27 protein-coding genes are annotated in these 24,020 nt (G+C 71.4%); 23 read left to right on the top strand and 4 right to left on the bottom strand.

The genetic code is table 11. From position 1 onward, the window contains the following. Positions 1-20: 20 nt before the first annotated feature. The 9 genes from ACFQQI_RS17190 (at position 21) to ACFQQI_RS17150 (ending at position 9,652) form a co-directional block, all read left to right on the top strand. Positions 21-932, top strand: a complete 912-nt coding sequence (locus tag ACFQQI_RS17190; protein ID WP_378566115.1) for an intradiol ring-cleavage dioxygenase — start codon at positions 21-23, stop codon at positions 930-932. 193 nt (positions 933-1,125) lie between these two features. Further along, on the top strand, positions 1,126-1,470 hold the full coding sequence (locus ACFQQI_RS17185; protein ID WP_378566112.1) for a type II secretion system protein: 345 nt from the start codon (positions 1,126-1,128) through the stop codon (positions 1,468-1,470). A gap of 82 nt (positions 1,471-1,552) precedes the next feature. Further along, positions 1,553-2,647: a type IV pilus twitching motility protein PilT gene (locus tag ACFQQI_RS17180; RefSeq protein ID WP_378566109.1), complete on the top strand. Its 1,095-nt coding sequence runs from the start codon at positions 1,553-1,555 to the stop codon at positions 2,645-2,647. 4 nt (positions 2,648-2,651) lie between these two features. Continuing rightward, positions 2,652-4,391 (top strand): GspE/PulE family protein, encoded by a 1,740-nt coding sequence (locus tag ACFQQI_RS17175; RefSeq protein ID WP_378566106.1) that lies wholly within the window; start codon positions 2,652-2,654, stop codon positions 4,389-4,391. Position 4,392: 1 nt separating this feature from the next. Next, positions 4,393-5,598: a type II secretion system F family protein gene (locus tag ACFQQI_RS17170; protein WP_378566103.1), complete on the top strand. Its 1,206-nt coding sequence runs from the start codon at positions 4,393-4,395 to the stop codon at positions 5,596-5,598. A 1-nt stretch (position 5,599) separates the two neighbouring features. Further along, complete coding sequence (locus ACFQQI_RS17165) at positions 5,600-6,091, top strand: prepilin-type N-terminal cleavage/methylation domain-containing protein (protein WP_378566100.1); 492 nt, start codon at positions 5,600-5,602, stop codon at positions 6,089-6,091. Then, positions 6,088-6,747 carry a type II secretion system protein J gene (locus tag ACFQQI_RS17160; RefSeq protein ID WP_378566097.1) on the top strand — a complete coding sequence of 220 codons (660 nt, stop codon included), beginning with the start codon at positions 6,088-6,090 and terminating at the stop codon, positions 6,745-6,747. Before ACFQQI_RS17165 ends, ACFQQI_RS17160 begins: the two co-directional genes overlap by 4 nt. Beyond that, the gene (locus ACFQQI_RS17155) at positions 6,744-8,870 is read left to right on the top strand and encodes a hypothetical protein (protein WP_378566094.1); all 2,127 of its coding nucleotides are present in this window, start codon (positions 6,744-6,746) and stop codon (positions 8,868-8,870) included. The genes ACFQQI_RS17160 and ACFQQI_RS17155 overlap by 4 nt, the downstream gene beginning before the upstream one ends. Further along, on the top strand, positions 8,867-9,652 hold the full coding sequence (locus ACFQQI_RS17150) for a prepilin peptidase (RefSeq protein ID WP_378566090.1): 786 nt from the start codon (positions 8,867-8,869) through the stop codon (positions 9,650-9,652). Before ACFQQI_RS17155 ends, ACFQQI_RS17150 begins: the two co-directional genes overlap by 4 nt. On the opposite strand, the gene ACFQQI_RS17145 is transcribed toward ACFQQI_RS17150, so the two are convergent. Both ACFQQI_RS17145 and ACFQQI_RS17140 read right to left on the bottom strand, forming a co-directional pair. Next, a complete protein-coding gene (locus tag ACFQQI_RS17145) occupies positions 9,649-10,077 on the bottom strand; it encodes a DUF6069 family protein (protein WP_378566087.1) in 429 nt (142 codons plus the stop codon). The two genes, ACFQQI_RS17150 and ACFQQI_RS17145, sit on opposite strands and share 4 nt — an antisense overlap. A 110-nt stretch (positions 10,078-10,187) precedes the next feature. After that, on the bottom strand, positions 10,188-10,628 hold the full coding sequence (locus ACFQQI_RS17140; protein WP_378566084.1) for an SRPBCC family protein: 441 nt from the start codon (positions 10,626-10,628) through the stop codon (positions 10,188-10,190). A gap of 124 nt (positions 10,629-10,752) precedes the next feature. Between ACFQQI_RS17140 and ACFQQI_RS17135 the strand changes: the two genes are divergently transcribed. The 3 genes from ACFQQI_RS17135 to ACFQQI_RS17125 are packed head-to-tail and all read left to right on the top strand — an operon-like array spanning position 10,753 to position 13,658. Then, a complete protein-coding gene (locus ACFQQI_RS17135) occupies positions 10,753-12,615 on the top strand; it encodes a glycoside hydrolase family 3 protein (RefSeq protein ID WP_378566080.1) in 1,863 nt (620 codons plus the stop codon). 42 nt (positions 12,616-12,657) lie between these two features. Continuing rightward, positions 12,658-13,143, top strand: coding sequence for a hypothetical protein (locus ACFQQI_RS17130; RefSeq protein WP_378566076.1), 486 nt, complete (start codon positions 12,658-12,660; stop codon positions 13,141-13,143). Positions 13,144-13,172: 29 nt separating this feature from the next. Continuing rightward, positions 13,173-13,658, top strand: coding sequence for a universal stress protein (locus tag ACFQQI_RS17125; RefSeq protein ID WP_378566073.1), 486 nt, complete (start codon positions 13,173-13,175; stop codon positions 13,656-13,658). On the opposite strand, the gene ACFQQI_RS17120 is transcribed toward ACFQQI_RS17125, so the two are convergent. Further along, positions 13,655-13,996 (bottom strand): DUF2200 domain-containing protein, encoded by a 342-nt coding sequence (locus ACFQQI_RS17120; RefSeq protein ID WP_378566070.1) that lies wholly within the window; start codon positions 13,994-13,996, stop codon positions 13,655-13,657. The two genes, ACFQQI_RS17125 and ACFQQI_RS17120, sit on opposite strands and share 4 nt — an antisense overlap. Positions 13,997-14,085: 89 nt before the next feature. On the opposite strand from ACFQQI_RS17120, the gene ACFQQI_RS17115 reads away from it, so the two are divergent. The 11 genes from ACFQQI_RS17115 to ACFQQI_RS17065 all read left to right on the top strand — a co-directional run bounded on the left by ACFQQI_RS17115 (position 14,086) and on the right by ACFQQI_RS17065 (position 23,153). Next, positions 14,086-14,664 (top strand): TetR/AcrR family transcriptional regulator, encoded by a 579-nt coding sequence (locus ACFQQI_RS17115; protein ID WP_378566067.1) that lies wholly within the window; start codon positions 14,086-14,088, stop codon positions 14,662-14,664. Further along, complete coding sequence (locus ACFQQI_RS17110; RefSeq protein ID WP_378566064.1) at positions 14,661-15,869, top strand: cytochrome P450; 1,209 nt, start codon at positions 14,661-14,663, stop codon at positions 15,867-15,869. Before ACFQQI_RS17115 ends, ACFQQI_RS17110 begins: the two co-directional genes overlap by 4 nt. Continuing rightward, positions 15,866-16,645, top strand: a complete 780-nt coding sequence (locus ACFQQI_RS17105; protein WP_378566061.1) for an SDR family oxidoreductase — start codon at positions 15,866-15,868, stop codon at positions 16,643-16,645. The genes ACFQQI_RS17110 and ACFQQI_RS17105 overlap by 4 nt, the downstream gene beginning before the upstream one ends. After that, a complete protein-coding gene (locus ACFQQI_RS17100) occupies positions 16,642-17,985 on the top strand; it encodes a cytochrome P450 (protein WP_378566058.1) in 1,344 nt (447 codons plus the stop codon). Before ACFQQI_RS17105 ends, ACFQQI_RS17100 begins: the two co-directional genes overlap by 4 nt. Before the next feature lie 13 nt (positions 17,986-17,998). Beyond that, complete coding sequence (locus ACFQQI_RS17095) at positions 17,999-18,202, top strand: ferredoxin (RefSeq protein ID WP_378566055.1); 204 nt, start codon at positions 17,999-18,001, stop codon at positions 18,200-18,202. Between the two features lie 2 nt (positions 18,203-18,204). After that, complete coding sequence (locus tag ACFQQI_RS17090; protein WP_378566052.1) at positions 18,205-18,822, top strand: hypothetical protein; 618 nt, start codon at positions 18,205-18,207, stop codon at positions 18,820-18,822. After that, entirely contained in the window at positions 18,819-20,312 is a 1,494-nt protein-coding gene (locus ACFQQI_RS17085) for an aldehyde dehydrogenase (RefSeq protein WP_378566049.1), read from the top strand. The genes ACFQQI_RS17090 and ACFQQI_RS17085 overlap by 4 nt, the downstream gene beginning before the upstream one ends. A gap of 87 nt (positions 20,313-20,399) precedes the next feature. Next, complete coding sequence (locus ACFQQI_RS17080) at positions 20,400-21,131, top strand: SDR family oxidoreductase (protein ID WP_378566046.1); 732 nt, start codon at positions 20,400-20,402, stop codon at positions 21,129-21,131. Positions 21,132-21,142: 11 nt separating this feature from the next. Continuing rightward, positions 21,143-21,517, top strand: coding sequence for a carboxymuconolactone decarboxylase family protein (locus tag ACFQQI_RS17075; RefSeq protein ID WP_378566043.1), 375 nt, complete (start codon positions 21,143-21,145; stop codon positions 21,515-21,517). Between the two features lie 18 nt (positions 21,518-21,535). Continuing rightward, positions 21,536-22,096: a histidine phosphatase family protein gene (locus tag ACFQQI_RS17070; protein WP_378566040.1), complete on the top strand. Its 561-nt coding sequence runs from the start codon at positions 21,536-21,538 to the stop codon at positions 22,094-22,096. 37 nt (positions 22,097-22,133) lie between these two features. Further along, positions 22,134-23,153, top strand: a complete 1,020-nt coding sequence (locus ACFQQI_RS17065; RefSeq protein ID WP_378566037.1) for an LLM class flavin-dependent oxidoreductase — start codon at positions 22,134-22,136, stop codon at positions 23,151-23,153. A 19-nt stretch (positions 23,154-23,172) separates the two neighbouring features. Here the strand turns inward: ACFQQI_RS17065 and ACFQQI_RS17060 are convergent, their stop codons facing one another. After that, positions 23,173-24,015, bottom strand: coding sequence for a lysyl oxidase family protein (locus ACFQQI_RS17060; protein WP_378566034.1), 843 nt, complete (start codon positions 24,013-24,015; stop codon positions 23,173-23,175). Positions 24,016-24,020 lie beyond the last annotated feature (5 nt).

Below are 24,020 nucleotides of genomic sequence, written 5' to 3'. Positions count from 1 at the left end.
AGGCCTGGAAGGGGCGAGCCATGACGACCGAGTCCACCGACGGCCCCGGCCGCGGCGTCGGCGCGGAGCAGGCCGCGCGCGAAGAGGACCTCGTGGAGCGCGTCGTCCGGTCGTTCGACTCGTGCGAGGACCCGCGCCTTCAGGAGCTGATGCGAGCCCTGGTCCGGCACCTGCACGCCTACATCCGCGAGGTCCGGCTGACCGAGGCGGAGTGGGGCGAGGCCATCGGGTTCCTCACGCGGGCGGGGCACATCACCGACGACAAGCGCCAGGAGTTCATCCTGCTCTCCGACGTCCTCGGCGCGAGCATGCAGACGATCGCGGTCAACAACGAGGCCTACGGCGACGCGACCGAGGCGACCGTCTTCGGCCCGTTCTTCCTCGAGGGATCGCCCGAGGTCGCGAACGGAGGCGACATCTCCTTCGGCGCACCCGGCGAGCCGTGCTGGGTCGAGGGCACGGTCACCGACCACGAGGGCAACCCGCTGGCCGGCGCCCTCATCGAGGTGTGGGAGGCCGACGAGGACGGGCGGTACGACGTCCAGTACGCCGACGGCCGCACCTCGGCCCGGGGTCACCTCGTCACCGAGGCGGACGGCTCCTACCGGTTCTGGGCCATCACGCCGACGCCGTACCCGATCCCGCACGACGGGCCGGTGGGCCGGATGCTGGAGGCGGTCGGCCGATCGCCCATGCGCGCCAGCCACCTGCACCTCATGGTGTCCCACGCCGGCTGCCGGACCCTCGTCACCCACATCTTCGTCGCGGGCGACGAGATGCTCGGCTCCGACAGCGTCTTCGGCGTCAAGGACTCCCTCGTCAGGGAGTTCGCGCAGCAGCCCGCCGGCACGCCGACCCCCGACGGGCGGGCGATCGACGGGAGCTGGTCGCGCACCCGCTTCGACATCGTCCTCGCGCCTGACGGCGCCTGAGCCCGTCGAGCTCGACGGCACCGATCCCGCCGTTCCGGCCGGTCTGGACCTGCCCGCGACCTGAGCGTGCGGCGTACTCCCAATTGGGGATCCCGAGCCGCTTGTGCCCGAGCGACAGGGCCTCCAGGCGCTGAACTCAGCGCGGCGCTCGGGTGCTCACCTACTCAAAATTCTCTAGGCAAAGGAACCTGCCATGCTGCACAACACGCTCACCCGAGTCCGCAACCTCCGCAAGGACGAGGGCGGCTTCACCCTCATCGAGCTCCTCATCGTCATCATGATCCTCGGCGTCCTCGCCGGCATCGTCGTCTTCTCGGTCCGCGGCATCAACGACCACGGCGAGGCGTCGTCCTGCAAGGCGACCGTCTCCACGGTGAACACCGCTGTCGAGGCGTACTACGCCCAGAACTCGAAGTACCCGACCGGCAACGGCGACCTGGTGCCGGACTTCCTGCACGACAACCCGGCGGCCGGCTACATCACCTACGGCGCGACGGACGCCGTCGCTCCCACCGTCAAGCTGCTGTCGGCCTGCTGATCAGCCTCCGGGGAGGGCCGAGATCAACTTCTGCGGCCCTCCCACCGGCCACCCACTCCATCGACGCCGAGGGGCACGCACCATGCACACCAACCTCCACCGGATCGGCAGCCGGATCGACGAGCTGCTCGCCGCCCTGTGGCACGCAGGCGGCACCGACCTCCTTCTCTCCGCCGGCCTCCCGCCGATGCTGCGGGTCTCCGGCGCGCTGACCCCGGCGCCGGGCGCCGCGTCGCTGACCGCGGCCGACACCGACGCCCTGCTCGCGGAGGTGCTCACCCCGGAGCAGGCGCGGGAGTGGGACGACCGCCGCGAGTTCGACTTCGCCTTCTCGTGGCGCGACGACGCCCGGATCCGCGGCAATGCGTTCACCCAGCGCGGGTCGACCTCCGTGGCGCTGCGGATGATCCCGCGCTCGATCCCGTCGCCGGACGACCTGGGCATCCCGGCCGTGCTGCGCGACCTGACGCTCAAACACCAGGGCCTGATCCTGGTGACGGGCCCGACCGGATCGGGCAAGTCCACGACGCTCGCGTCGTTGATCGACCTGATCAACAGCTCCCGCGGCTGCCACATCATCACGATCGAGGACCCGATCGAGTACGTCCACGACCACAAGATGGCGGCCGTCAACCAGCGCGAGGTCGGCACCGACACAGCCCACTTCTCCGACGCGCTGCGCAGCGTGCTGCGCGAGGACCCCGACGTCCTGCTCGTCGGCGAGATGCGCGACCTGGAGTCGATCCAGTTCGCGCTCACCGCAGCCGAGACCGGCCACCTGGTCTTCGCGACGCTGCACACCAACGACAGTGCGCAGTCGATCGGCCGCATGATCGACGTCTTCCCGGCCGAGCAGCAGGCGCAGATCCGCGTCCAGCTCGCCGCGGCCCTGAGCTGCGTCGTCTACCAGCGCCTGGTGCCGACCACGAGCGGCGGCCTGGCCGCGGCGTACGAGGTGCTCACCGCAACGCCCGCTGTCCGCAACCTGATCAAGGAGTCCAAGACCCACCAGCTCCGCAACAGCCTGGTCACCGGCGCGCGCGACGGCATGATCACCCTCGAGCAGTCGCTCTCGAACCTGATCCAGCAGGGCGTGGTCACCGAGGCCGACGCGGTCGCGCGCAGCCTGTACCCGCAGGACATCGACGCGCGGCCGCGGCTCGCGATGGGGGCCTGACGCCATGAAGATGCGGGGGCGCCACGCCGCCCAGGAGCAGCCGGCGCCGGTCACCAGCCGCGCGGCGAGCGACGACCGGCTCGCCGGGGTGCTCGTCTCGGTCGGCCTGGCACAGCCCTACCAGCTCGACGCAGCGACGAGCGCCTCCGCCGACGGCACCCTCGCGGAGCGGCTGATCGCCGCCGGCACCGTCACCGACGACGGCCTCGCGAGCACGCTCGCCAGGCACTACGGCGCCGACCTGGTCGACTTCCGCACCGCTCGCCCCGAGCCGGACGCCGTGGCACTGCTGACCGGCGACCGGGCGCGCGAGCTGCGGGCGCTCCCCGTCAGCGTGAACGACGGCGGGGTGCTCGTGGCGGTCGTCGACCCGTCGCCCGAGCACCTGGACGTGGTGCGCGCCGCCATCGGCCGCCCGGCGGTCCCCGTGGTCGCCACGCACCGCGACCTCGACCGTGCGCTGGCGATCGAGTACAAGGCGACCCGTGAGGTGGGCAGCCAGGTCGAGGCGTTCGAGGCGCGCGACAGCCTGCGTCGGGACGTCGACCGGCTCGAGACCGCCCAGGTCAACGAGGACGCACCGGTGGTCCAGGTGGTGCAGAAGATCATCACCCAGGGGCTGCGCGAGCGGGCCTCGGACATCCACATCGAGCCGTCCGGCGAGCGGGTCCGGGTGCGCTACCGCATCGACGGCGCGCTCGCCGACGTGCTCGACCTGCCCGGCTCGATCGGCCCCGCCATCGTGAGCCGGCTCAAGATCCTCGCCGGCATGAACATCGTCGAGCGGCGCCGGCCCCAGGATGGCCAGATCTCGCTCGAGGTCGAGGGCCGCGAGGTCGACATCCGCGTCGCGAGCACGCCCTTGGTCGGTGGCGAGAAGGTCGTGATGCGGCTGCTCGACAAGTCCCGCTCGCTCTTCCGGCTCGAGCAGCTCGGGATGCCGGCGGACACCGCGGACCGATACACGCGGCTGATCCACTCGCCGTACGGCATGGTGATCTGCGCCGGCCCGACCGGCGGCGGCAAGACCACCACGCTCTACGCCTCGCTGGGCGAGCTGAACACGCCCGACCGCAACATCATGACGATCGAGGACCCGGTCGAGTACACCTTCGACTCGATCAACCAGATCCAGATCAACGAGCAGGCGGGCGTGAGCTTCGCCGGCGGGCTGAAGTCGATCCTGCGCCAGGACCCGGACATCATCCTCGTCGGCGAGATCCGGGACGTCGACACCGCGCGGATCGCCGTGCAGTCCGCGCTCACGGGCCACATGGTGCTCTCCTCGCTGCACGCCACCGAGTCTGTCTCCGCGCTCTACCGGCTCGTCGACATGGGGATCGAGCCGTTCCTGATCGCCTCCTCGGTCACGGCGGTCGTCGCCCAGCGCCTGGTACGCCGCAGCTGCACCAACTGCCTGGAGCCCTACACGCCGTCGCCCGAGGAGCTCGGATTCCTCCAGAGCGTCGGCGGGATCGACCCGGCCGACGGCTACCGGCACGGAGTCGGCTGCCACCTCTGCGCCCAGACCGGCTACCTCGAGCGGATCGGCGTCTACGAGCTGCTCGCGGTCACCGACGAGGTGCGGGAGCTGGTCGTGGACCGGGCGCCGCACGACGAGATGCGCAAGCTCGCCCGCAGCCAGGGCATGCGCACCCTGCAGGAGCAGGCGGCGCGACTGGTGCGCGACGGCACCACCACCGCGACCGAAGTGATGCGGTCGATCTACGTGACGGGAGTCTGAGATGCCCAGGTTCGCCTATGTCGGCGTCAACGTCGACGGCCAGTCGGTCAAGGGGACGGCGAAGGCCGCAAGCCGTGGCGACGCCGAGGTGGCGCTCTACCAGCGCCACGTGCGCAACCTCCGCGTGACGGAGAAGAAGAGCCTGCTGAGCTACGAGATCTCGGGCCCGCGCATCAAGCGCGAGGACGTCATGCACCTCTCGCGCCAGATCGCCGCCTTCCTGCGCGCCGGCCTGCCGATCCTCGAGGCGGTGCACACCATCGGCGCCGAGAGCGAGAACTCCTCGCTGCGCCGGATGATGCACGAGATCGAGGACGGGCTGCGCGCGGGTGAGCGGTTCTCCGACTGCCTGGAGCGCTACCCGAAGGTCTTCCCGCCGTTCTTCCGGGGCATCGTCCGCTCCGCGGAGCTGACCGGCGAGCTGGACACCGTGCTCGCGCGGCTCTCGCTCTACATCGAGCGGGACCTCGAGGCGCGACGCAAGATCAAGTCGGCGCTGGTCTATCCGATCGCCGTCTCGTTGATGGCGGTCGTGACGGTGCTGGTGCTGGCCCTCTACGTGCTGCCGAGGTTCGAGGAGTTCTTCGCCGACCTCGACGCCGACCTGCCGCTGCCGACCCGGATGCTGCTGGCCACCACGGGCTTCCTCGGGCAGTGGTGGTGGGCGCTGGCGGCCGGCTTCGCGGTGTCGCTGGTGGTCTACCTCGCGGCCATGCGCACCCGCCGGGGGAGCTATGCCCGCGACGCGTTCCTGCTCAAGGTGCCGGTGCTGGGGGAGACCATCCAGTACGCCCTGGTGGAGCGGTTCTGCCGGGTGCTGGCCTCGATGGTCAGCGCCGGGGTCAACCTGACCGAGTCGCTCGCCGTGTCCACCGAGGCGCTGCGCAACCGGGTCTACGTCAAGCGGCTCGGCGAGGTCGCCGAGCAGATGCTGGAGGGGCAGGGGATCGCGGGCCCGCTCGCGCGCACCGGCCTCTTCCCGGGCACGGCGACGCAGATGCTCCGCGTCGGCGAGGACACCGGCTCGCTCGACACCCAGCTCGAGGTCACCGCCGAGTACTACGAGACCGAGCTCGACTACAAGGTCGCCAAGCTGACCTCGCTCTTCGAGCCGCTCGTGATCGTGGTGATGGGCGGCATCGTCGGGTTCGTCGCGGTCGCGCTGGTGTCGGCGATGTACGGCATCTTCAACCAGGTGGAGATGTGACGTGCGCGTCCAGTGGCGGAGCGACAGCGGAGAGACGCTCGTCGAGGTGCTGGCCGCGGTCATCATCCTCGGCATCGCCGGCGTGGCCATCGTGGCCGGCCTGCAGCTGAGCGTGCAGGCCTCCGACATCCACCGCAAGCAGACCACCGGCAGCGCCTACGCCCGCAGCTATGCCGAGGCGATCGAGCGCTGGGTCGCCGCGGACGCCGGTCACTACGTCGAGTGCGCCGGCGCGAGCGCCTACACCCCGGCGCTCGTGGGGTTCGCCGTGCCGAGCGGGTACGACGCCGACCACGCCGCGGCCAAGCGGGTGGCGCCGGACGGCGGCGCGGCCGGCCCGTGCTCCGGCAACGACACCGGCGTGCAGCGCATCGACATCACGGTGGCTGCACCCGACGGCCGGGCCGTCGAGGAGCTGACCGTGCTGCTCCGGAAGGCCTGCCCGCTGACGCAGCCGGGCCCGTTCGCGCCTGCGGCGCCGGTGTGCCCATGATCGCCCGCCTTCGCCGGCGCGCGTCGGACGACGCCGGCTTCACCCTGGTCGAGATGGTGATGACCGTCGCCATCGTCGGCTTCATCTCGGTCGCGCTGACCGGGGTCGTGTTCAGCTTCATGCGCAACACCGTGGAGACCCAGGCCCGGATGACCGAGTCCCACGACGTGCAGTTCGCGGCGGCATACTGGCAGCGCGACGTGGCCAGCACCGGCGTGCGCTCGACGACGTACGACCCCACGAGCCGCACCTTCGAGCTCGGGCAGTCGGTCGACGCGGTGCCGGCCTGTGGCCTGCCCGCGGGCGCGACAGCGGTCGTGACGCTCGCCTGGAACGAGTACACGTCGCTGGTCTCGACCGACGCCCCGACGGTGGTCAAGGTGACCTATGCGTCGCGGGCGGCCGGCGGTGGCTACGAGCTGCTCCGGGTCCGGTGCGTCACGAACCCGTCGACCGTCTCAGTGGCCGACAGCCTCACGGCGCCTCCGACGCTGACCTGTGACGACGCCTCCGGCGCGAACACCCCGTGCGCCGGTGACGGCGCGCCGAACCCCGTCCCGAGCATCGTCAACCTCCGGCTGTCGGTGCTCGACGCCGGTGGCCACAACACGACGCCCTACGAGGTGACCCTCGCGGGTGAACGGAGACAGTCATGACCGCCCGGCGCCTGCGCGAGGACGACGGGGCGATCCTCGTCATCGCGATCATCATCGTCACCACGGTCGCCCTCGTGGTCGGCGCCGCGCTCACCCGCGGCGACGGCTCTCTGCGCGCCACCGTGGCGCTGCGCGAGGTCGCGGGATCGACGTACGCCGCCGACGGCGCTGCCCAGGTCGCCATCAACAACCTGCGCAAGGGCCACTGGACCGGCGACGTCGCCAAGCCCGCCGACTGGCTGTTCCACAACGACGCCGGGACCGGCTGCTTCGGCTACAACACCGACGGCAGTGTCGAGGACGGCATCGAGCTGCGGGACTTCTACCCCGCGTCGAAGTCGAGCGGCGACGGGCCGACCTCGGCGTACGTCACGTGCACGCCGGAGGTCGCCACCGGCGCCCAGGGGGCCGCTGTCCCGATCAGCAACGCCAACAAGCCAGGCACCGCGGTGCTGACCCTCGGCTCGGGCGGCGAGAACGGGTTCACGTTCAAGGCCAACGGGTCCGGCGCGGCGTTCCGGGTCCGCGGCGGCGTGTGGTCCGACTCCAACATCGTGCGCGACAACAACGGCGTGCTCGAGTCGACCGGCAGCATCCGGGCGCACACCGGCTGCAGCCCGGTCTCCGCGATGGTCGCGCCCGTCGTGAACTGCAGCGCCGTGTCGGTGTCCGACCCCGCGTACAGCAACGAGCTCGACCTCGCCGGGCTCGGGATCCCCCAGCTGCGGACGCCGCCGGCCGGCTGCCCCAGCGGGTCCGTGACGCTGCAGCCGGGCTACTACGACGACGTCACGAGGCTGAACGCGCTGACCCCCAACGGCGGCAGCAGCTGCTTCATCCACCTCGCGCCGGGCACCTACTACCTCGACTTCCACAACAACCCGGCCGACGCCATGTACGACGCCGACATCGCCAACGGCGCCGGCAACGTCTGGCAGGTCGACTCGGGGACGATCGTGGGCGGCACGCTCACGTCGGACACCACCGTGCCGGGCCGCTGCGTGAACCCGATCAACGACGTCAACGCCCAGGGCGTGCAGCTCATCTTCGGCGGCGACAGCCGCATGGTCGTCGACAAGGGCGCCCTGGTGGAGCTCTGCGCGAGCTATCACAGCAACCGGCCCCCGATCGCCATCTACGGTCAGAAGACCGGCGAGACGACGCCGACCGTGCTGAGTGCCGCCGCCGGCGACGACGGTGACCCGGTGGGCCCCGCCAACGTGTCCGTCCCGACGCCCGCCACCTTCGGACCCGCGGCGGCGGCGGCGCTCGGTGCCGTCGGCGGCGGGAGCACGTCCTGGACGCGGTCGGGTACGCCGAGCTCGGCGACCGTCAGGATGGACGGTTTCGCGCCACCCGCCGGGCTCGAGGTGCCCCAGGGCGCCGTGCTCACCGGGGCGCGGCTCCAGGTGACGCACGGTGAGAAGACCGCGTCGGGCATCTCGTTCAAGCCGCAGGGGACGCCGACGACCCTGACCGCGAACCTGCCCGTGCGCACCAGCGTCACGACGGACCCGGTCGACCTGACGACGCTCCCCGGATGGGGCACGATCCAGAAGCACGTGCACGACAACGGCTTCACCGGCGCGGACGTCGTCTTCACCGGCAACCCGAAGAACGGCGAGACCACCACCCTCGACTCGGTGCAGCTGGAGCTGACCTACTACGTGCCGGGCCTCCGCGGGCAGACCACGACCGCCATCCCGGGCAACACGGTCGCGACCGTGGGCGGCCAGCCGCTCATCAAGGTGCTCGGCAACAGCACGCTCGCCTACGTCCAGGGCACGACGTACACACCGCTGGCGTCGCTCGACCTCGCGCTCAACAACATCGCGGAGTCGGTGTTCCGCTTCGGCGTCATCGCGCGCTCGATCAAGATCTTCGAGACCGGGTCGTTCGCCTACCCGGGCTACGTCATCGACCTGCCGAACAACTCGCCCGGTTGGGGCTTCGACGTCACGTTCGTGCAGCTGAAGGTCTACCTCTGCCCGAGCTCGTCGACCTGCTCCCCGTCGACCGGATCGCCGGCGCTGACGTCGCGGGTCCAGCTGCGGGATCCCAGTGGTGAGCCGGAGCCCACGAAGCGTCAGGTCAGCGTGCTGAGCTGGAGCCACGTGCGATGACCGAGATCCCGCCCGTGCTCGTCGCCGGCCTGGCGGCCGTGCTCGGCCTGCTGGTCGGGTCGTTCCTCAACGTCGTCGCCCACCGGGTGCCCCGCGGGGAGTCGGTGGTCCGGCCACCGTCGGCGTGCCCGAGCTGCGGCGTCGAGATCCGGGCGCGGCACAACGTCCCGGTGCTCGGCTGGCTGGTCCTCCGCGGCCGGTGCTACGACTGCGCGGAGCCGATCAGCGCGCGCTACCCGCTCGTGGAGGCCGCCACCGGCGTCCTCTTCGGGTTGGCCGGCTGGCGGTTCGCGGCCGAGCCGGCCCTGCTCGCGGCGTACCTCTTCTTCGCGGCCGTCGCGATGGCGCTCGCGCTGATCGACCTCGACGTACGCCGGCTGCCGAACGTGATCGTGCTGCCGTCGTACCCCGTGCTCGCCGTGCTGCTCGCGCTCGGCGCCGACCGGCCCGCGCTGCTGCGGGCGGCGGTCGGCGCCCTGCTGCTGTTCGGCATCTTCCTCGGCCTCGCGCTCGCGGCCCCGGGCTCGATGGGCCTCGGTGACGTCAAGCTCGCCGGCGTCGTGGGCGGGATGACCGCCGCGCTCTCGTGGGGTGCGTTCCTCGTGGGCGCGTTCGGCGCCTTCCTGCTCGGCGCGATCGTCGGCGTGCTGCTGATGCTGCGTCGGGGCGCGGACCGCAAGATGGCCGTGCCCTTCGGGCCGTTCATGCTGCTGGCCGCCTGGGCCTCGATCCTCGGCGCGAGCGGGCTCGGCCAGGTCTACCTCCAGCGGATCGGAGCCTAGGCGAGCCGGCGCGCCAGCGTCGGGATCACGATCGCCGCGGCGACGGTGTGCAGCGCGATGAGGGTGGCCGCGGTGGCGGCGTCGAACCCGAAGGTGAGGTCGGGGACGTAGGACAGGAGGGTCAGCACCACCGTGGTCCGCACGAACGTGGACCGCGGGTGTCGGGCCTTGCGGGCCAGCGCGGCGGCGATGCCGACGCCGATCAGCGAGAAGATCATCGTCATCTGGGCGAAGGCCGCGAGCGGGAAGCTCGTGCCGTCACTGCCTTCGAGCGGTACGCCGGCGGCCGATGCTGCGGCTGCCAGGACGGTCGTGGCGACCGACGCGACGACGGCGGCCGCGAGGCCGTGCTTCCAGACCGGCTGCCGCTGGGTCGTCGACTGAGTGGTGGTGGCGGTGGGGATCTGCGTGGTGGTGGTGGACATCTCGTGCTCCGTCTCCTCGGCGGGGCACCCGGTGTGACCCGCTCCTGCCCTGTCCACGAACCGTTGGGCGTGGATACGACAGGTCGCGAGAGAACTTGCAGCGGAGCCGGTCAGCCCCGGCCGGCCTCGGCCTCGCTGCGTGCCTTGAGCCCGGCGAGCTCCATGTCGACGTACGCGCGCGTGCGGCGCATGGTCAGCGCCGCGAACAGCCCCGACAGCCAGCCGGTCTGCTCGATCGACAGCTCCACCCGGCAGCGGGTGTCGTCGATCGGGGTGACGACGTGCTCGGCGTGGCTGAGCATGCCGGGGGAGCGGTTGGTCCAGGCGAAGCGCAGCGGCGGCTCCCAGGCGTCGATCAGCCAGCTGGCCGCGGGGAACTTCGGCTGCGAGATCCGCACGACCGTGCCCGGGCCGGGCGGTCGCTGACCCGACACGACCTCGACGTTGTCCATGGACGCCGTCCACTCGGGCATCGACTCGACGTCGCTCAGCACCCGCCAGACGACGTCGGCGGACGCGGCGACCTCCGTGCTGGTTCGGTATCCGGCCACGGCGGCTCCTCCCTCGTCGATGTCCCGAACAATAGGGCCCCGACAGATCGGACCTTCCCAACCCGGCCCTTCCGGCCTACTGTCGGCTCACCCTCTTCTCGGGGGCAACCAGCCGGAGGTGCGCATGTCTGCTCGGTCCTCGTCCGCCACCCGTCGCGTCCGGACTGCGCTCCGGCCGCTCGTCGTCGGCCTCACCCTGGTGCTCGCCGCGACGCTGGGCCCGCCCGTGGCCTCGGCCGGCGACCCGGGACACTCCGGCGACGCGCCGTACCGCGGCAAGGTGATCTCGCTGCTGCGGCACATGACCCTGGAGCAGAAGGTCGGCCAGCTCTTCGTCATCGAGGTGGCGGGTCGCGACGCGAACGACGTCAGCGACACGGCGAAGACCGTCAACCAGCGTCTGTACGGCGTCGACACCCCGGCGCAGGCGATCGCGAAGTACCAGCCCGGCGGCGTCATCTACTACACGACCCGCAACAACGACGACAACATCGGCAACCCGGCCCAGGTGGCCACGCTGTCCAACGGCCTGCAGAGCGCCGCGCTGGCGCTGCCGCGCCGGATCCCGCTCCAGATCTCGGTCGACCAGGAGGGCGGCGCGCTGGTCGCGCGCTTCGGTCCGCCCGCGACGCAGATGCCCGGCAACATGGCGCTCGGCGCCGGTCGCTCGACGGCGGACGCGCGCAGGTCCGCCGAGGTCATCGGCACCGAGCTCGCCGCCGTCGGCCTCACGCAGGACTATGCGCCGGTGGCCGACGTCAACGTCAACCCGAACAACCCCGTCATCGGGATCCGGTCGATCGGGTCCGACCCGGCGCTGGTCTCCGACCTGGTCGCCGCCCAGGTCCGCGGCTACCGCGCCGGCGGGCTCTCGTCCGTGGCCAAGCACTTCCCGGGCCACGGCGACACCGGCGTCGACAGCCACTTCGGACTGCCCGAGGTGACGCACACCCGTGAGCAGATGGACGAGATCGACCTGCCGCCCTTCCGCGCCGCGATCGCGGCCGGCGTCGACACGATCATGACCGCCCACGTCGTGCTGCCGGCGATCGACCCGGGAGTGCCGGCGACGATGTCGGAGAAGATCCTGACCGGCCTGCTGCGCGACGAGCTCGGTTTCGACGGGCTGATCGTCACCGACGCGCTCGACATGCAGGGCGCGACGTCGACGTACCCGCCCGACGTGGCACCGGTGGAGGCCTTCCTGGCCGGCGCCGACCAGCTGCTCGTCCCGCCGCAGATGGACACGGCGTACGGCGCGGTGCTCGACGCGGTCCAGGACGGCACGATCAGCCGGCAGCGGCTGGACGCGTCGGTCTACCGGATCCTGCTGCACAAGTTCCAGCGCGGGATCTTCCAGGACCCGTTCGTCGACGCGGCCGAGGCGCCGCAGGTCATGGGCGCGCCGGAGCACCTGGCCGACGCGCAGGAGATCACCGAGCGCACCACGACGCTGGTCAAGAACGACGCCGGCCTGCTGCCGCTGTCGTCCTCGCCGGGCAACGTGCTCGTCGCCGGGTGGGGCGTCGGCACCACGCAGGGGATCGCCAACGCGTTCACCGCCCGGGGCGCGACGACCCAGGTCCGCGAGTCGGGCACGACGCCGTCGTCGACCGCGATCGCCAACGCCGTAGCGGCCGCGCAGACCAGCGACCTGGTCGTCGTCTCGACCAACAACGCCTACGCCATCAGCGCCGCCACCGGCCAGCCGACCGCGGCCGCCGCCGCACAGACGCGGCTGGTTCGCGAGCTGCTGGCGACCGGGAAGCCGGTCGTGGTGGCGGCCATGCGCAACCCCTACGACGTGGCGTCGTTCCCCGAGGTGCCGACCGTGCTCGACACCTACGGCTACACCACGGGCCAGGTCGAGTCGCTGGTGCGGGTCATGTACGGCGAGGTCGACCCGGCCGGCCGACTTCCCGTCTCGATCCCGCGCGCGGACGGCACGGGCGACCTGTTCCCGTTCGGCCACGGACTGGGGTACTGACGACGGCAGCGCCGGTCGCGGACCGAGCGCTACCGTCGTTGCATGGACCCGAAGGGCAACGGACCCGAGCGCGACCACGACGCGGACAGTCGTGACACGGCCGCCTCCCGTCGTGACGTGGCCGCCGGGGATCGGGACGCGCTGGCGGGGCTCCGAGACGAGCAGGGGCGGCAGCGAGAGCGGGCCGCCCTGGATCGTCTCCGGGCCGAGCGGCTCCGCGAGGATGCCCGGGATCAGCCGGATGAGGTCAGCCGTGCACGACGCAATCCGGATGCCGAGTACGAGCAGGCGGTCATCGACCGTGAGATGGCGGTGACCGAGTCCGACATGGCACGCGAAGATCTCCGCGACGCGCTGGACGCCGCCCGGGACGACCGGATCTCAGCCGCCGCCGATCGTCGCGCGAGCCGGCACGACCGGGACGACTCGGCCGGTGACCGGAGCTCGTCCATCGCCGACCGCGATGCAGCGGCCGCCGACAGGGACCAGGCCGAGGTCGACGTACAAGTCGCGCGCTCGGAGCCCTGACGCCCGCAACCGGTCGGTACGGTGACGTCATGAGCGAGACCGGGACCGCCCAGCCCTCCGTCCCCGACGGCGCGGTCGTCGTCGGTGTCGACGGCTCCGAGACCTCCGACCGCGCGCTCGAGTGGGCCGCCAGGTACGCCGCGCTCGAGGGCCGGCCGCTCGTGATCGCCCATGCGCTGGGCACGATCGGTGCGCCGGAGGCGGCGGGCATGCAGTTCGACGGCGGCGCGACGTTCGCCCTCGTCTACGACCAGCTGCGCGCCGACGGCGAGACGATCGTCGCGGCCGCGACCACGAAGGTCGCCGACGCGCACCCGTCGCTCGAGACGTCCACCGTCATCGAGCACGGCGACCCGCGCCAGCTGGTCCTGAGTCTCGCCGAGCACGCCTCGACGGTCGTGATGGGCAGCCGGGGCCGCGGGCCGTTCCGCAGCCTGGTGCTCGGCTCGGTCACGGCGACCGTGGCCGGGCGTGCGCGGTGCCCGGTCGTGGTGATCCCGCCGGCCGAGGACTAGGACCGGAGGATCTTCTCCATCGCCTTGCCCTTGGCGAGCTCGTCGACGAGCTTGTCGAGGTAGCGGAGCTTCTGCATCAGGGGGTCCTCGATGTCCTCGACCCGGTAGCCGCAGATGACGCCGGTGATCAACTTGGCGTCGGGGTTGAGGTCCGCGTCGGCGAAGAAGTTCTCGAAGGTCGTCTCCTCGGCGAGGTGGCGCTCCAGCTCGGCCTGGTCGAAGCCGGTGAGCCACCGCATGACCTCGTGCAGCTCGTCCTTGGTGCGCCCCTTCTTCTCCACCTTCGCCACGTAGTGCGGGTAGACCGAAGCGACTGGTACGGCGAACACCCGGTGCATGCTGTGGAGCGTAGACCGGGTCGCTCAGGACGGGAACCGGCGAGCGCGACCCCTTGCGGGCGGACGAGAACCTGTTCTAAATTGGACAGGTGTCCAGTCAGATGTCCGCGCTGCCGCGCCAGGGTCTGAACCCCCGCCAGGCCGAGACCGTCGAGCGGTTGATGGCCGCGGGCACGCAGGAGCTGCGCGCGGTCGGGCACGAGGCGCTCACCGTGCGCACGGTCGCGCAGCGGGCGGGGGTGTCGCCGGCGACGGCGTACACCTACCTCGCGTCGAAGAACCACCTCTTCGCCGAGCTCTTCTGGCGCTTCCTCGCCGACGACGAGCACGAGCCCGAGGGGGCGGACGCCGTCGCCCGCCTGCAGTCGGTGACCCGACACCTGGCGCATCGGCTCGCGGACGCGCCTGAGCTCGCGGCCGCGGTCACGCCGGCGCTGCTCGGCGGCGACCCCGACGTGGCGCGGCTGCGGCTGCGGATCGGCGCCGAGCTCGTCGACCGGTTCAGCGCCGCCCTCGGTCCGGACGCCGACGCCGTCGTGGTCGAGACGGTGGCGCTGGCGTTCTCGGGCGCGCTGCTGCAGGGCGGGATGGGCCTGCTGACCTACACGGAGATGGGCGAGCGGCTCGACGCGGTCGTCGCCGTGATCATGAAGGGCCACGCCGCATGAGTGAGATCGTCTTCGACCCCTACGACTACGCGTTCCAGGAGGACCCGTACCCGACGTACCGCCGCTGTCGCGACGAGGACCCGCTGCACCACAACGAGGACCTCGACATCTGGTTCCTGACCCGCCACGCCGACATCCAGCACGCGGTGCGCACCGAGGGTGTCTACTCCAACGCGATGGGCGTCTCCATCGACAAGAGCGCCTGGGGCCCGGACGCCCACCGGGTGATGTCGTTCCTCGGCATGGATCCGCCACGGCAGCAGCGGCTGCGGTCGCTGGTGTCCAAGGGCTTCACGCCGCGGCGGGTCACCGAGCTGGCGCCGCAGATCGAGCGGCTCACCGATCACTACCTCACGCGATGCCTCGAACAGGAGTCGTTCGACTGGATCCACGACTTCGCCGGCAGGCTGCCGATGGACGTCATCTCCGAGATGATGGGCGTGCCCGAGGCCGACCGCGCCGAGACCCGTCGACTCGCCGACCTGCTGGTGCACCGCGAGCCGGGGGTGCGCGACGTGCCCCCCGCCGGCTCCGAGGCGGCGTTGACGCTGGTCGTCTACTTCACCGAGATGGTCGAGGAGCGGAAGCGGCGACCGACCGAGGATCTCACCAGCGCACTGCTCTCCGCCGAGCTCGACGGCGACAAGCTGACCGACGAGGAGATCATCGCGTTCCTGTTCCTCATGGTGGTGGCCGGCAACGAGACCACGACCAAGCTCCTCGGGCACGCGATCTTCCACCTGACGCGCCATGCCGAGCAGTACGACCAGGTCTTCGCCGATCCCGAGGACTCCCGCGACCTGGTGGTCCCGTGGATCGAGGAGACGCTGCGCTTCGACACCTCCAGCCAGATGGTGGCCCGGCACCTGCTCAGTGACGTCGAGCTGCACGGCAAGGTGGCTCCCGCGGGGTCGAAGGCCGTGCTGGTGCTCGGCTCGGCCAACCGTGACGACCGCGTCTTTGGCGATCCCGACCGCTACGACATCTTCCGGGAGAGGGAGGAGCTCGCCCAGCTGCTCAGCTTCGGCGGCGGCCGGCACTTCTGCCTGGGCGCCAACCTGGCCCGCCTCGAGGCGCGGATCGTCCTGAAGGAGCTGGTACGCCGCGTGCGCACGATCGAGGTCGCGCACGACGACTGCGAGCGGGTGCACTCCGTCAACGTCCGCGGCTTCGCGTCGGTGCCGGTGCGGATGGAGGCTCGATGAGCGAGAAGTACGCGCAGCCCTCACGGCGACCGGCCGTCGTCACCGGTGCGTCGTCGGGCATCGGCGCGGCCACGGCGCTCACCCTGGCCGCTGCCGGCTTCCCGGTCGCGCTCGGCGCCCGCCGTACCGAGAAGTGCGAGGAGGTCGCGGCGCAGGTCCGCGAGGCGGGCGGCGAGGCGGTCGTGCACGCGCTCGACGTCACCGATCCCTCCTCGGTCGAGACGTTCGCCGAGAAGGTGACCGCCGAGCTCGGCGACGTCGAGGTGGTCGTGTCCAACGCGGGCGCGGTCGGACCGGGGACGATCCACGAGGTCGACAGCGAGCGCTTCGCCCGCGAGCTCGACCTCAACATCACCGGCGCCCACCGTCTGGTCCGCGCGTTCGTGCCCGGCATGGTCGAGCGGCGCCGCGGCGACCTGGTGTTCGTCTCCTCCGACGTCGCGGTGCGCGCGCGGCCGTTCATGTCGTCGTACGCCGCGGGCAAGTGGGGCCTCGAGGGCATGGCCCACGCGATGCAGATGGAGCTCGAGGGCACCGGCGTCCGCGCGTCCATCGTCCGGCCGGGCCCGACGTGGAGCGAGATGGGTGCGGACTGGGACGTCGACGAGGCGGCGTTCGTGCTCAACCAGTGGGTGCGCTTCGGGCAGGCCCGGCACCCGCACTTCCTCAAGCCGACGGCGATCGCCGACGCGATCGCCACCGTCGTCAGCGCCCCGCGCGGCGTGCACCTGAACCTGGTCGAGGTCTCTCCCGAGGCACCCCTGGAGGAGCGATGAGCATTCCCGAGGTCTCCTACGCCGTCCCCGACGACGGGCACGGCCACCTCGCAGAGATGCGGGTCGACCCGATCGGCCTGTTCCAGCGGGTGTACGACGAGTGCGGCGACATCGGCCGCTTCCGGCTCGCCGACAAGGACGTCGTGCTGGTCTACGGCGCCGAGGCGCAGGAGCAGTTCTTCCGGGCGCCCGACTCGACGCTGGACCAGGCGGCGGCGTACCCCTTCATGACGCCGATCTTCGGCAAGGGCGTGGTCTTCGACGCCTCGCCCGAGGAGCGCCAGCAGATGCTGAAGAACCAGGCGCTGCGCGGCGACATGATGCGTGGTCATGCCTCGACGATCGAGGCCGAGATCCGCCGGATGGTCGCGGACTGGGGCGACGAGGGCGAGATCGACCTGCTCGACTGGTTCGCGGAGCTGACGATCTACACGACCTCTGCCTGCCTGATCGGCAAGCCGTTCCGCGAGGAGCTCGACTCCTCGTTCGCCCAGCACTACCACGAGCTCGAGCGCGGCACCGACGCGCTCGCCTACGTCGACCCCTACATGGACATCGAGTCGTTCCGTCGCCGCGACGCGGCGCGGGAGAAGCTCGTCGAGCTGGTGCAGGGGATCATCGACCGCCGCAAGGAGCGGGGCACGGTCCCGAAGGAGGGGCGCGACCTGCTCGACGTGCTCATCTCGATCGACATGAGCGCCGACTACATCACCGGCATCTTCATCTCGATGATGTTCGCCGGGCACCACACGTCGTCGGGCACGGCGTCGTGGGCGCTGATCGAGCTGATGCGACACCCCGACACCATGGCGGCGGTCGTCAAGGAGCTCGACGAGCTGTACGCCGACCCAGACGGAGATGGCGCCGTGGAGGTCTCCTTCCAGGCGCTCAGGTCGATCCCCGTGCTGGAGTCGGCGCTCAAGGAGACGCTGCGGCTGCACCCGCCGCTGATCATCCTGATGCGCGTGGTGGCCGAGGAGATCGAGCTCGCCGGGCACACGATCCCGGTCGGCACCGTGGTCGCCGCGTCGCCGCGCGTCTCGAACCGGATCGCCGCGGACTTCCCCCGGCCGGACGCCTTCGACCCGGGCCGCTACATCGACCCGCGTCAGGAGGACCTCCAGAACCGCTGGACCTGGATCCCCTTCGGCGCCGGCAAGCACCGCTGCGTCGGCAATGCGTTCGCGATGATGCAGATGAAGGCCATCTTCTCGGTGATCCTGCGCGACTACGAGTTCGAGATGGCGCAGCCGTCGGACACCTACCGCGACGACGTCTCCAAGATGGTCATCCAGCTCGAGCAGCCGTGCCGGGTGCGCTACCGCCGGAGGGCGCGATGAGCGGAGATGGCCGATGAGCTTCACGGTCGTCGCCGACCTCGGGCTCTGCCAGGGGCACCAGATGTGCCAGGGCGAGGCGCCCGACGTGTTCGGGTTCGACGACGACACCGACCAGGTGAGGGTGCTCCAGGAGCACCCCGACGAGTCCCTGCGGTCCGACGTGCAGTCGGCCGTGCGCTACTGCCCCGCCATGGCGTTGGCAATCGAGGAGGAGTGAAGGTGTCAGCTCTCAGCAGGGCCGAGATCGAGGAGTTCTGGGACTCCTGGCTCGACGTCAACCGCAAGGCCGAGGCCTCCGGCGACTGGCGCGTGATGGCGGAGTGGTACGCCGAGGACGCGACGTACGGCTGGATGTACAGCCCCGACGAGCACTTCATGGCGGTCGGCCGCGACCAGATCCGCGACTACGCGATCGGCATCGAGATGGACGGCCTCGACGGCTGGCACTACGACTACCAGTGCACGATGATCGACGACGCCAAGGGCATGGTCGTCGGCTTCTGGAAGCAGAGGTCGGGCATCCTCGACGACGCCGGCGAGGAGTACGAGATCCTCGGCATCGGCGGCTCGTGGTTCGGCCTCGAGCGGCAGGTCGGCGGGGCCGACGTCGGCCAGGTCAAGATCGCCTGGCAGCGCGACTGGTTCGACATGCCGTCGACCGCGCACACGTTCATGCAGATCGTCGAGGCCGGCAAGGCGCCCGACACGCTGCTCAGGCGGATGTCCGTCGGGGGGCTCAAGGTGCCGGGTCACTACCGCCACAAGGAGATGCCGTCGACGGTGTGGCCGCCGCCGGTCGAGCGCGGCGACCACGTCACCCAGGAGCCGACGCGATGACCCTTCGAGACGCCTCGTCCCTCGGCTCCTCAGGACAAGCCCTGCCCCCTCCTGCCCAGCAGCTGATCGACGGCAAGCTCGTCGGCGCGGTCTCGTCGTACCCGATCCTCAACCCGGCCACGGGGCAGGAGATCGGCGTCGCCCCGGACGGCACCGCCACCGACGTGGACGCGGCGATCGCTGCTGCACGCCGGGCCTTCGACGAGACCGACTGGTCGACGAACGCCGAGCTGCGGGTGCGCTGCCTGCGCCAGCTCCACCAGGCGCTGCTCGACGACGGCGACGCGTTCAAGGCGCTGACGACCGCTGAGGTCGGGATGCCGGGCTTCATGATGGGTGCGGCCGGCTTCGACGTGCCGGTCGAGGGGCTGAAGTGGGTCACGGACCTGCTGGAATCCTACGAGTTCGAGAGCGACCTCGGCGTCGCGGCGCCGATGGGCATCCCGTCGCGGCGCACGGTGCGCCGCGAGCCGGTCGGCGTGGTCGCGGCGATCTCGCCGTGGAACGTGCCGACCCAGATCAACCTCGCCAAGGTCGGCCCCGCTCTGGCCGCCGGCTGCACGGTCGTGCTGAAGCCCGCGCCGGACACGCCGTGGCTGGCGGCAGAGCTCGGGCGGCTGATCGCCGAGCACACCGACATCCCGCCCGGCGTCTTCAACGTCGTGACGCCGCGCGCCAACGAGGTCGCGGCGCTGCTCACGACCGACCCGCGCGTCGACATGGTGTCCTTCACCGGCTCCACCCAGGTTGGCAAGGCGATCATGGCCGCGGCCGCGCCGACCCTGAAGAAGGTGTTCCTCGAGCTCGGCGGCAAGTCCGCCGCGATCGTGCTCGACGACGCCGACATCGGCTCAGCTGCGGGCGCCACGGCGTTCGCGGCGTGCATCCACGCCGGCCAGGGCTGCGCGATCACGACGCGCCTCGTCGTGCCCCGCGAGAGGTACGACGAGGCGGTGCAGGTCGCCGCCGCGACGATGGAGTCGATCGGCGCCAAGGATCCCGCCGACCCGGGCGCGATCTGCGGCCCGGTGATCTCCGAGGCCCAGCGCGACCGCGTCGCGTCATACCTCAGGCTGGCCGAGGAGGAGGGCGGCACCTTCGCCACGGGCGGTCGTGTCATCGAGCAGGACGGCTTCTGGATCGAGCCGACCGTGATCGCCGGCCTCGACAACTCCAGCCGGCTCGCGCAGGAGGAGGTCTTCGGCCCGGTGCTGGTCGTGATCCCGCACGACGGCGACGACGACGCGGTGCGGATCGCCAACGACTCGGCGTACGGCCTCTCGGGGTCGGTGGAGTCGGGCGACCTCGACCGTGCGAAGGCGGTCGCCGCGAGGATCCGCACCGGCACGATCGCCGTCAACGGCGGGGTCTGGTTCAGCCCCGACGCGCCGTTCGGCGGCTACAAGCAGTCCGGCATCGGCCGGGAGATGGGTGTCGCGGGGTTCGAGGAGTACCTCGAGACGAAGACGATCGCCGAGCCGGCGGGATAGTCCGTCACCTTCTGGTCGCCGGAACGGGCTCGAGGGCGACCAGATCGTGACGGACTATCCCAAACAGACTCCACAGGACGGAGAGAGATGAGATTCGAGAACAAGGTCGTCGTCGTCACGGGGGCGGCGCAGGGCATCGGCGAGGCCTACGCGCGGGCGCTCGCGGCGGAGGGCGCGTCGGTCGTGGTGGCCGACCTCAACGTCGAGGCGGGGCAGAAGGTCGCGGCCGACATCGGCGGTCTCTTCGTCCGCTGCGACGTCTCGTCCCACGACGACGCGGCCGCGCTGGTCGAGGCCACGGTCGCGGCGTACGGCGGGATCGACGGGCTGGTCAACAACGCCGCGATCTACGGCGACATGGCGTTCGACCTGCTGATCAGCGTCGACTGGGACTACTACCGGAAGTTCATGTCGGTGAACATGGACGGTGCGCTGGTGATGACCCGCGCGGTCTACCCCGAGATGCAGAAGCGGGGCGGCGGCGCGATCGTCAACCAGTCGAGCACCGCGGCGTACCTCTACTCGGGCTTCTACGGCCTCGCCAAGGTCGGCGTCAACGGCCTGACCCAGCAGCTCGCCCACGAGCTCGGCGGCATGAAGATCCGCGTCAACGCCATCGCCCCCGGGCCCACCGACACCGCCGCGACCCGCACCCAGGCAGGCGACGCCGCCAGGGACCTGGTGAAGAACCTCGCCCTGAAGCGGATGGGCCAGCCCGAGGACATGGTCGGCGCCTGCCTCTTCCTGCTCTCCGACGAGTCGTCGTGGGTGACGGGGCAGATCATCGCCGTCGACGGCGGACAGACGTTCCGCGCGTGAAAGGAGCAGTGATGGGCAAGTTCGACGATCTCCCCGAGACGCGGCGCCGCGGCCTGGAGCGGATGGAGCAGGTCTACGGCTTCGAGATGTCCGACGGCACCGGCGACTTCTTCGCCTACACCGCCGACCACCTCTTCGCCGACATCTGGAACCGGCCCGGCCTCACCGACCGCGACCGCCGCCTGCTGCTCATCGGCCTGCTCGCCGGCTCCAACCAGCACGACGTGCTGACGATCCAGATCCCCGCGGCGTACACCGCCGGCGAGCTCGACGACGAGCAGCTGCGCGAGATCGTGATCCTGCTCTGCCACTACGCCGGCTGGCCGAGCGGCTCCCGCGTCAACCAGATCGTCGAGGAGACGATCGCGAAGGCCCGCAAGACCTGACGCTGCTTGAATGGCCGGGTGAGCGAGCTCTGGGTGGTCCGGCACGGCACGACCGAGTGGAGCGCCAACGGCCGGCACACGTCGACGACCGACCTCCCGCTGCTCCCCGAGGGGGAGGAGGTCGCGCGGGCGCTGGGACCTCGGCTCGCCGACGGCGGTTTCGCCCGGGTGCTGACCAGCCCGCGGCTGCGCGCCCGACGTACGGCGGAGCTGGCGGGCTTCCCCGACGCCGAGGTCGACGACGACCTGGTCGAGTGGGCCTACGGCGACTACGAGGGCACCACCACGGCGGAGATCCGCGAGCACACTCCCGGCTGGACGATCTGGACCCACCCGGTGCCGGGCGGCGAGACCGCCGCACAGGTGGGGGCGCGCCTCGACCGGGTCGTGGCGAGCGCCCGTGAGGCCGACGGCCGGACCCTCGTCTTCGGGCACGGCCACGCGCTGCGCGCCCTCGCCGCGCGCTGGCTCGGCCTGCCGGTCGGCGACGGCCGGTTCTTCAAGCTCGACACCGCGACCCTGTCGGTCCTCGGCCACGAGCGCGAGCACCCGGCGCTGCTGCTGTGGAACGCACCGTAGCGGGAAGCTTGACCGTTCAACTTCTGTTGGAGGCGGCATGAAGCACATCGGGTTCCTGTCCTTCGGCCACTGGACGCCGTCACCGCAGTCGCAGACGCGGTCGGCGTCGGACGCGCTGCTGCAGTCCATCGATCTCGCCGTCGCCGCCGAGGAGCTCGGCGCCGACGGCGCGTACTTCCGCGTGCACCACTTCGCCCGGCAGCTCGCGTCGCCGTTCCCGCTGCTCGCCGCCATCGGGGCGCGCACCAGCCGGATCGAGATCGGCACCGGCGTCATCGACATGCGCTACGAGAACCCCCTCTACATGGCCGAGGACGCCGGCGCCGCCGACCTCATCGCCGGCGGGCGGCTCCAGCTCGGCGTCAGCCGCGGGTCACCGGAGCAGGTGATCGACGGATTCCGCTACTTCGGCTACGTGCCGGGGGAGGGGTCCGACCACGCCGACATGGCGCGCGACCACCTCCGCGTCTTCCTCGACGTGATCGAGGGGGAGGGGTTCGCGCAGCCCAACCCGCGGCCGATGTTCCCGAACCCGCCCGGCCTGCTGCGCATCGAGCCGCACTCGCCCGGCCTGCGCGACCGGATCTGGTGGGGAGCCGGCTCCCGCTCCACCGCCGAGTGGACCGCCGAGCAGGGACTGAACCTGATGAGCTCGACGCTGCTGACCGAGGACACGGGCGTGCCCTTCCACCAGCTCCAGGCCGAGCAGATCCAGCGCTTCCGCGACGCCTGGAAGGCGGCCGGCCACGACCGCGAGCCGCGCGTCTCGGTCAGCCGCAGCATCTTCCCGATCGTCAATGACATGGACGACGCCTACTTCGGCCACGAGTCGCGCAGCCAGGACCAGGTCGGTCACATCGACGGCGGCCTCGCCCGCTTCGGCAAGTCGTACGCCGGGGAGCCCGACCAGCTGGTCCGCGACCTCGCGGAGGACGAGGCGATCGCCGCCGCCGACACCCTGCTGCTGACCGTCCCCAACCAGCTCGGTGTCGACTACAACGCCCACGTCATCGAGAGCGTCCTGAAGCACCTCGCTCCGGAGCTCGGCTGGCGCTGACCCGGGTCCCGGGGGCCGGTCACGAGCACCGCACCCCCGGGGCGAACCGGGCATCCGGTCCACGCACGACGATGCCCGTCGACACGGCGTTGTCCGTCTCGTCCGCTTCCTCGATCCGTCCACGCGGGTCCGCGGTGAGGTCGAGGCACAGCGCCCGTCGCCCGGCGCCGGGCGGCAGCGGCAGCGACTGGCCCGCCAGGTCGGCGGAGTAGACGTCGACCCACCCCGGCGAGATGCCCTGGCGGGCCGTGCGGCTGCACTCGCCGAAGTGCTCGCGGCGTACCCGGGTGGCGACACCTGAGACCCGCCGGTTGTCCCGCAGGCAGAAGCTGACCTTGCGGCGCTCCGCGAGGGTCGCACCCGTCGCGGGGTCCCGGAGCGCGTAGGCGGCCATGGCGTCGAAGTGCCAGTGGTCGTGGTCGGGGTGCTCGAGCATGCAGCCGACCGGCTGGCGCCGCAGCGGGCGTTCCCGGAGCGGGTGGTAGGTCGCATCGGCGCCGACGTCGCGGAAGACGAGCTGCGTCGCCGGGTGCTGCCCGGCAGGGCAGGTCGCCCCGGCCGCGAGCGGGCGCAGCAGCAGGGGCCCCGGCCCGAGGTTGGCCAGCGCCGCGGCGAACCGGAGCTCGCGCCCGCCAGGCGTCCGGACGACGTCGAGGTCGAACGCCTCGAGGCTGCGCATGTTGGGCAGCAAAGGCGTCGGCCCGGCGCTCGGCGACGGTGCCGGCGTGGTCGGCGGCGGTCGCTCCTGCGGGTCGCCCGTCGGCGCCCCGTCGGTCCGCCCGAGAGCGGCCACCAGCACGGCCCCGGCCACCAGCGCTCCCGCCCCGAGGCCGAGGACCCTCCCGCGGCCCCACCGACCCATGGCCG

This window comes from Nocardioides sp. GCM10030259 (assembly GCF_042666375.1).
GTDB lineage: Bacteria > Actinomycetota > Actinomycetes > Propionibacteriales > Nocardioidaceae > Nocardioides.
The sequence above is the reverse complement of the archived record's forward strand: the minus strand, read 5'-3'. Positions and strand labels throughout refer to the sequence as shown.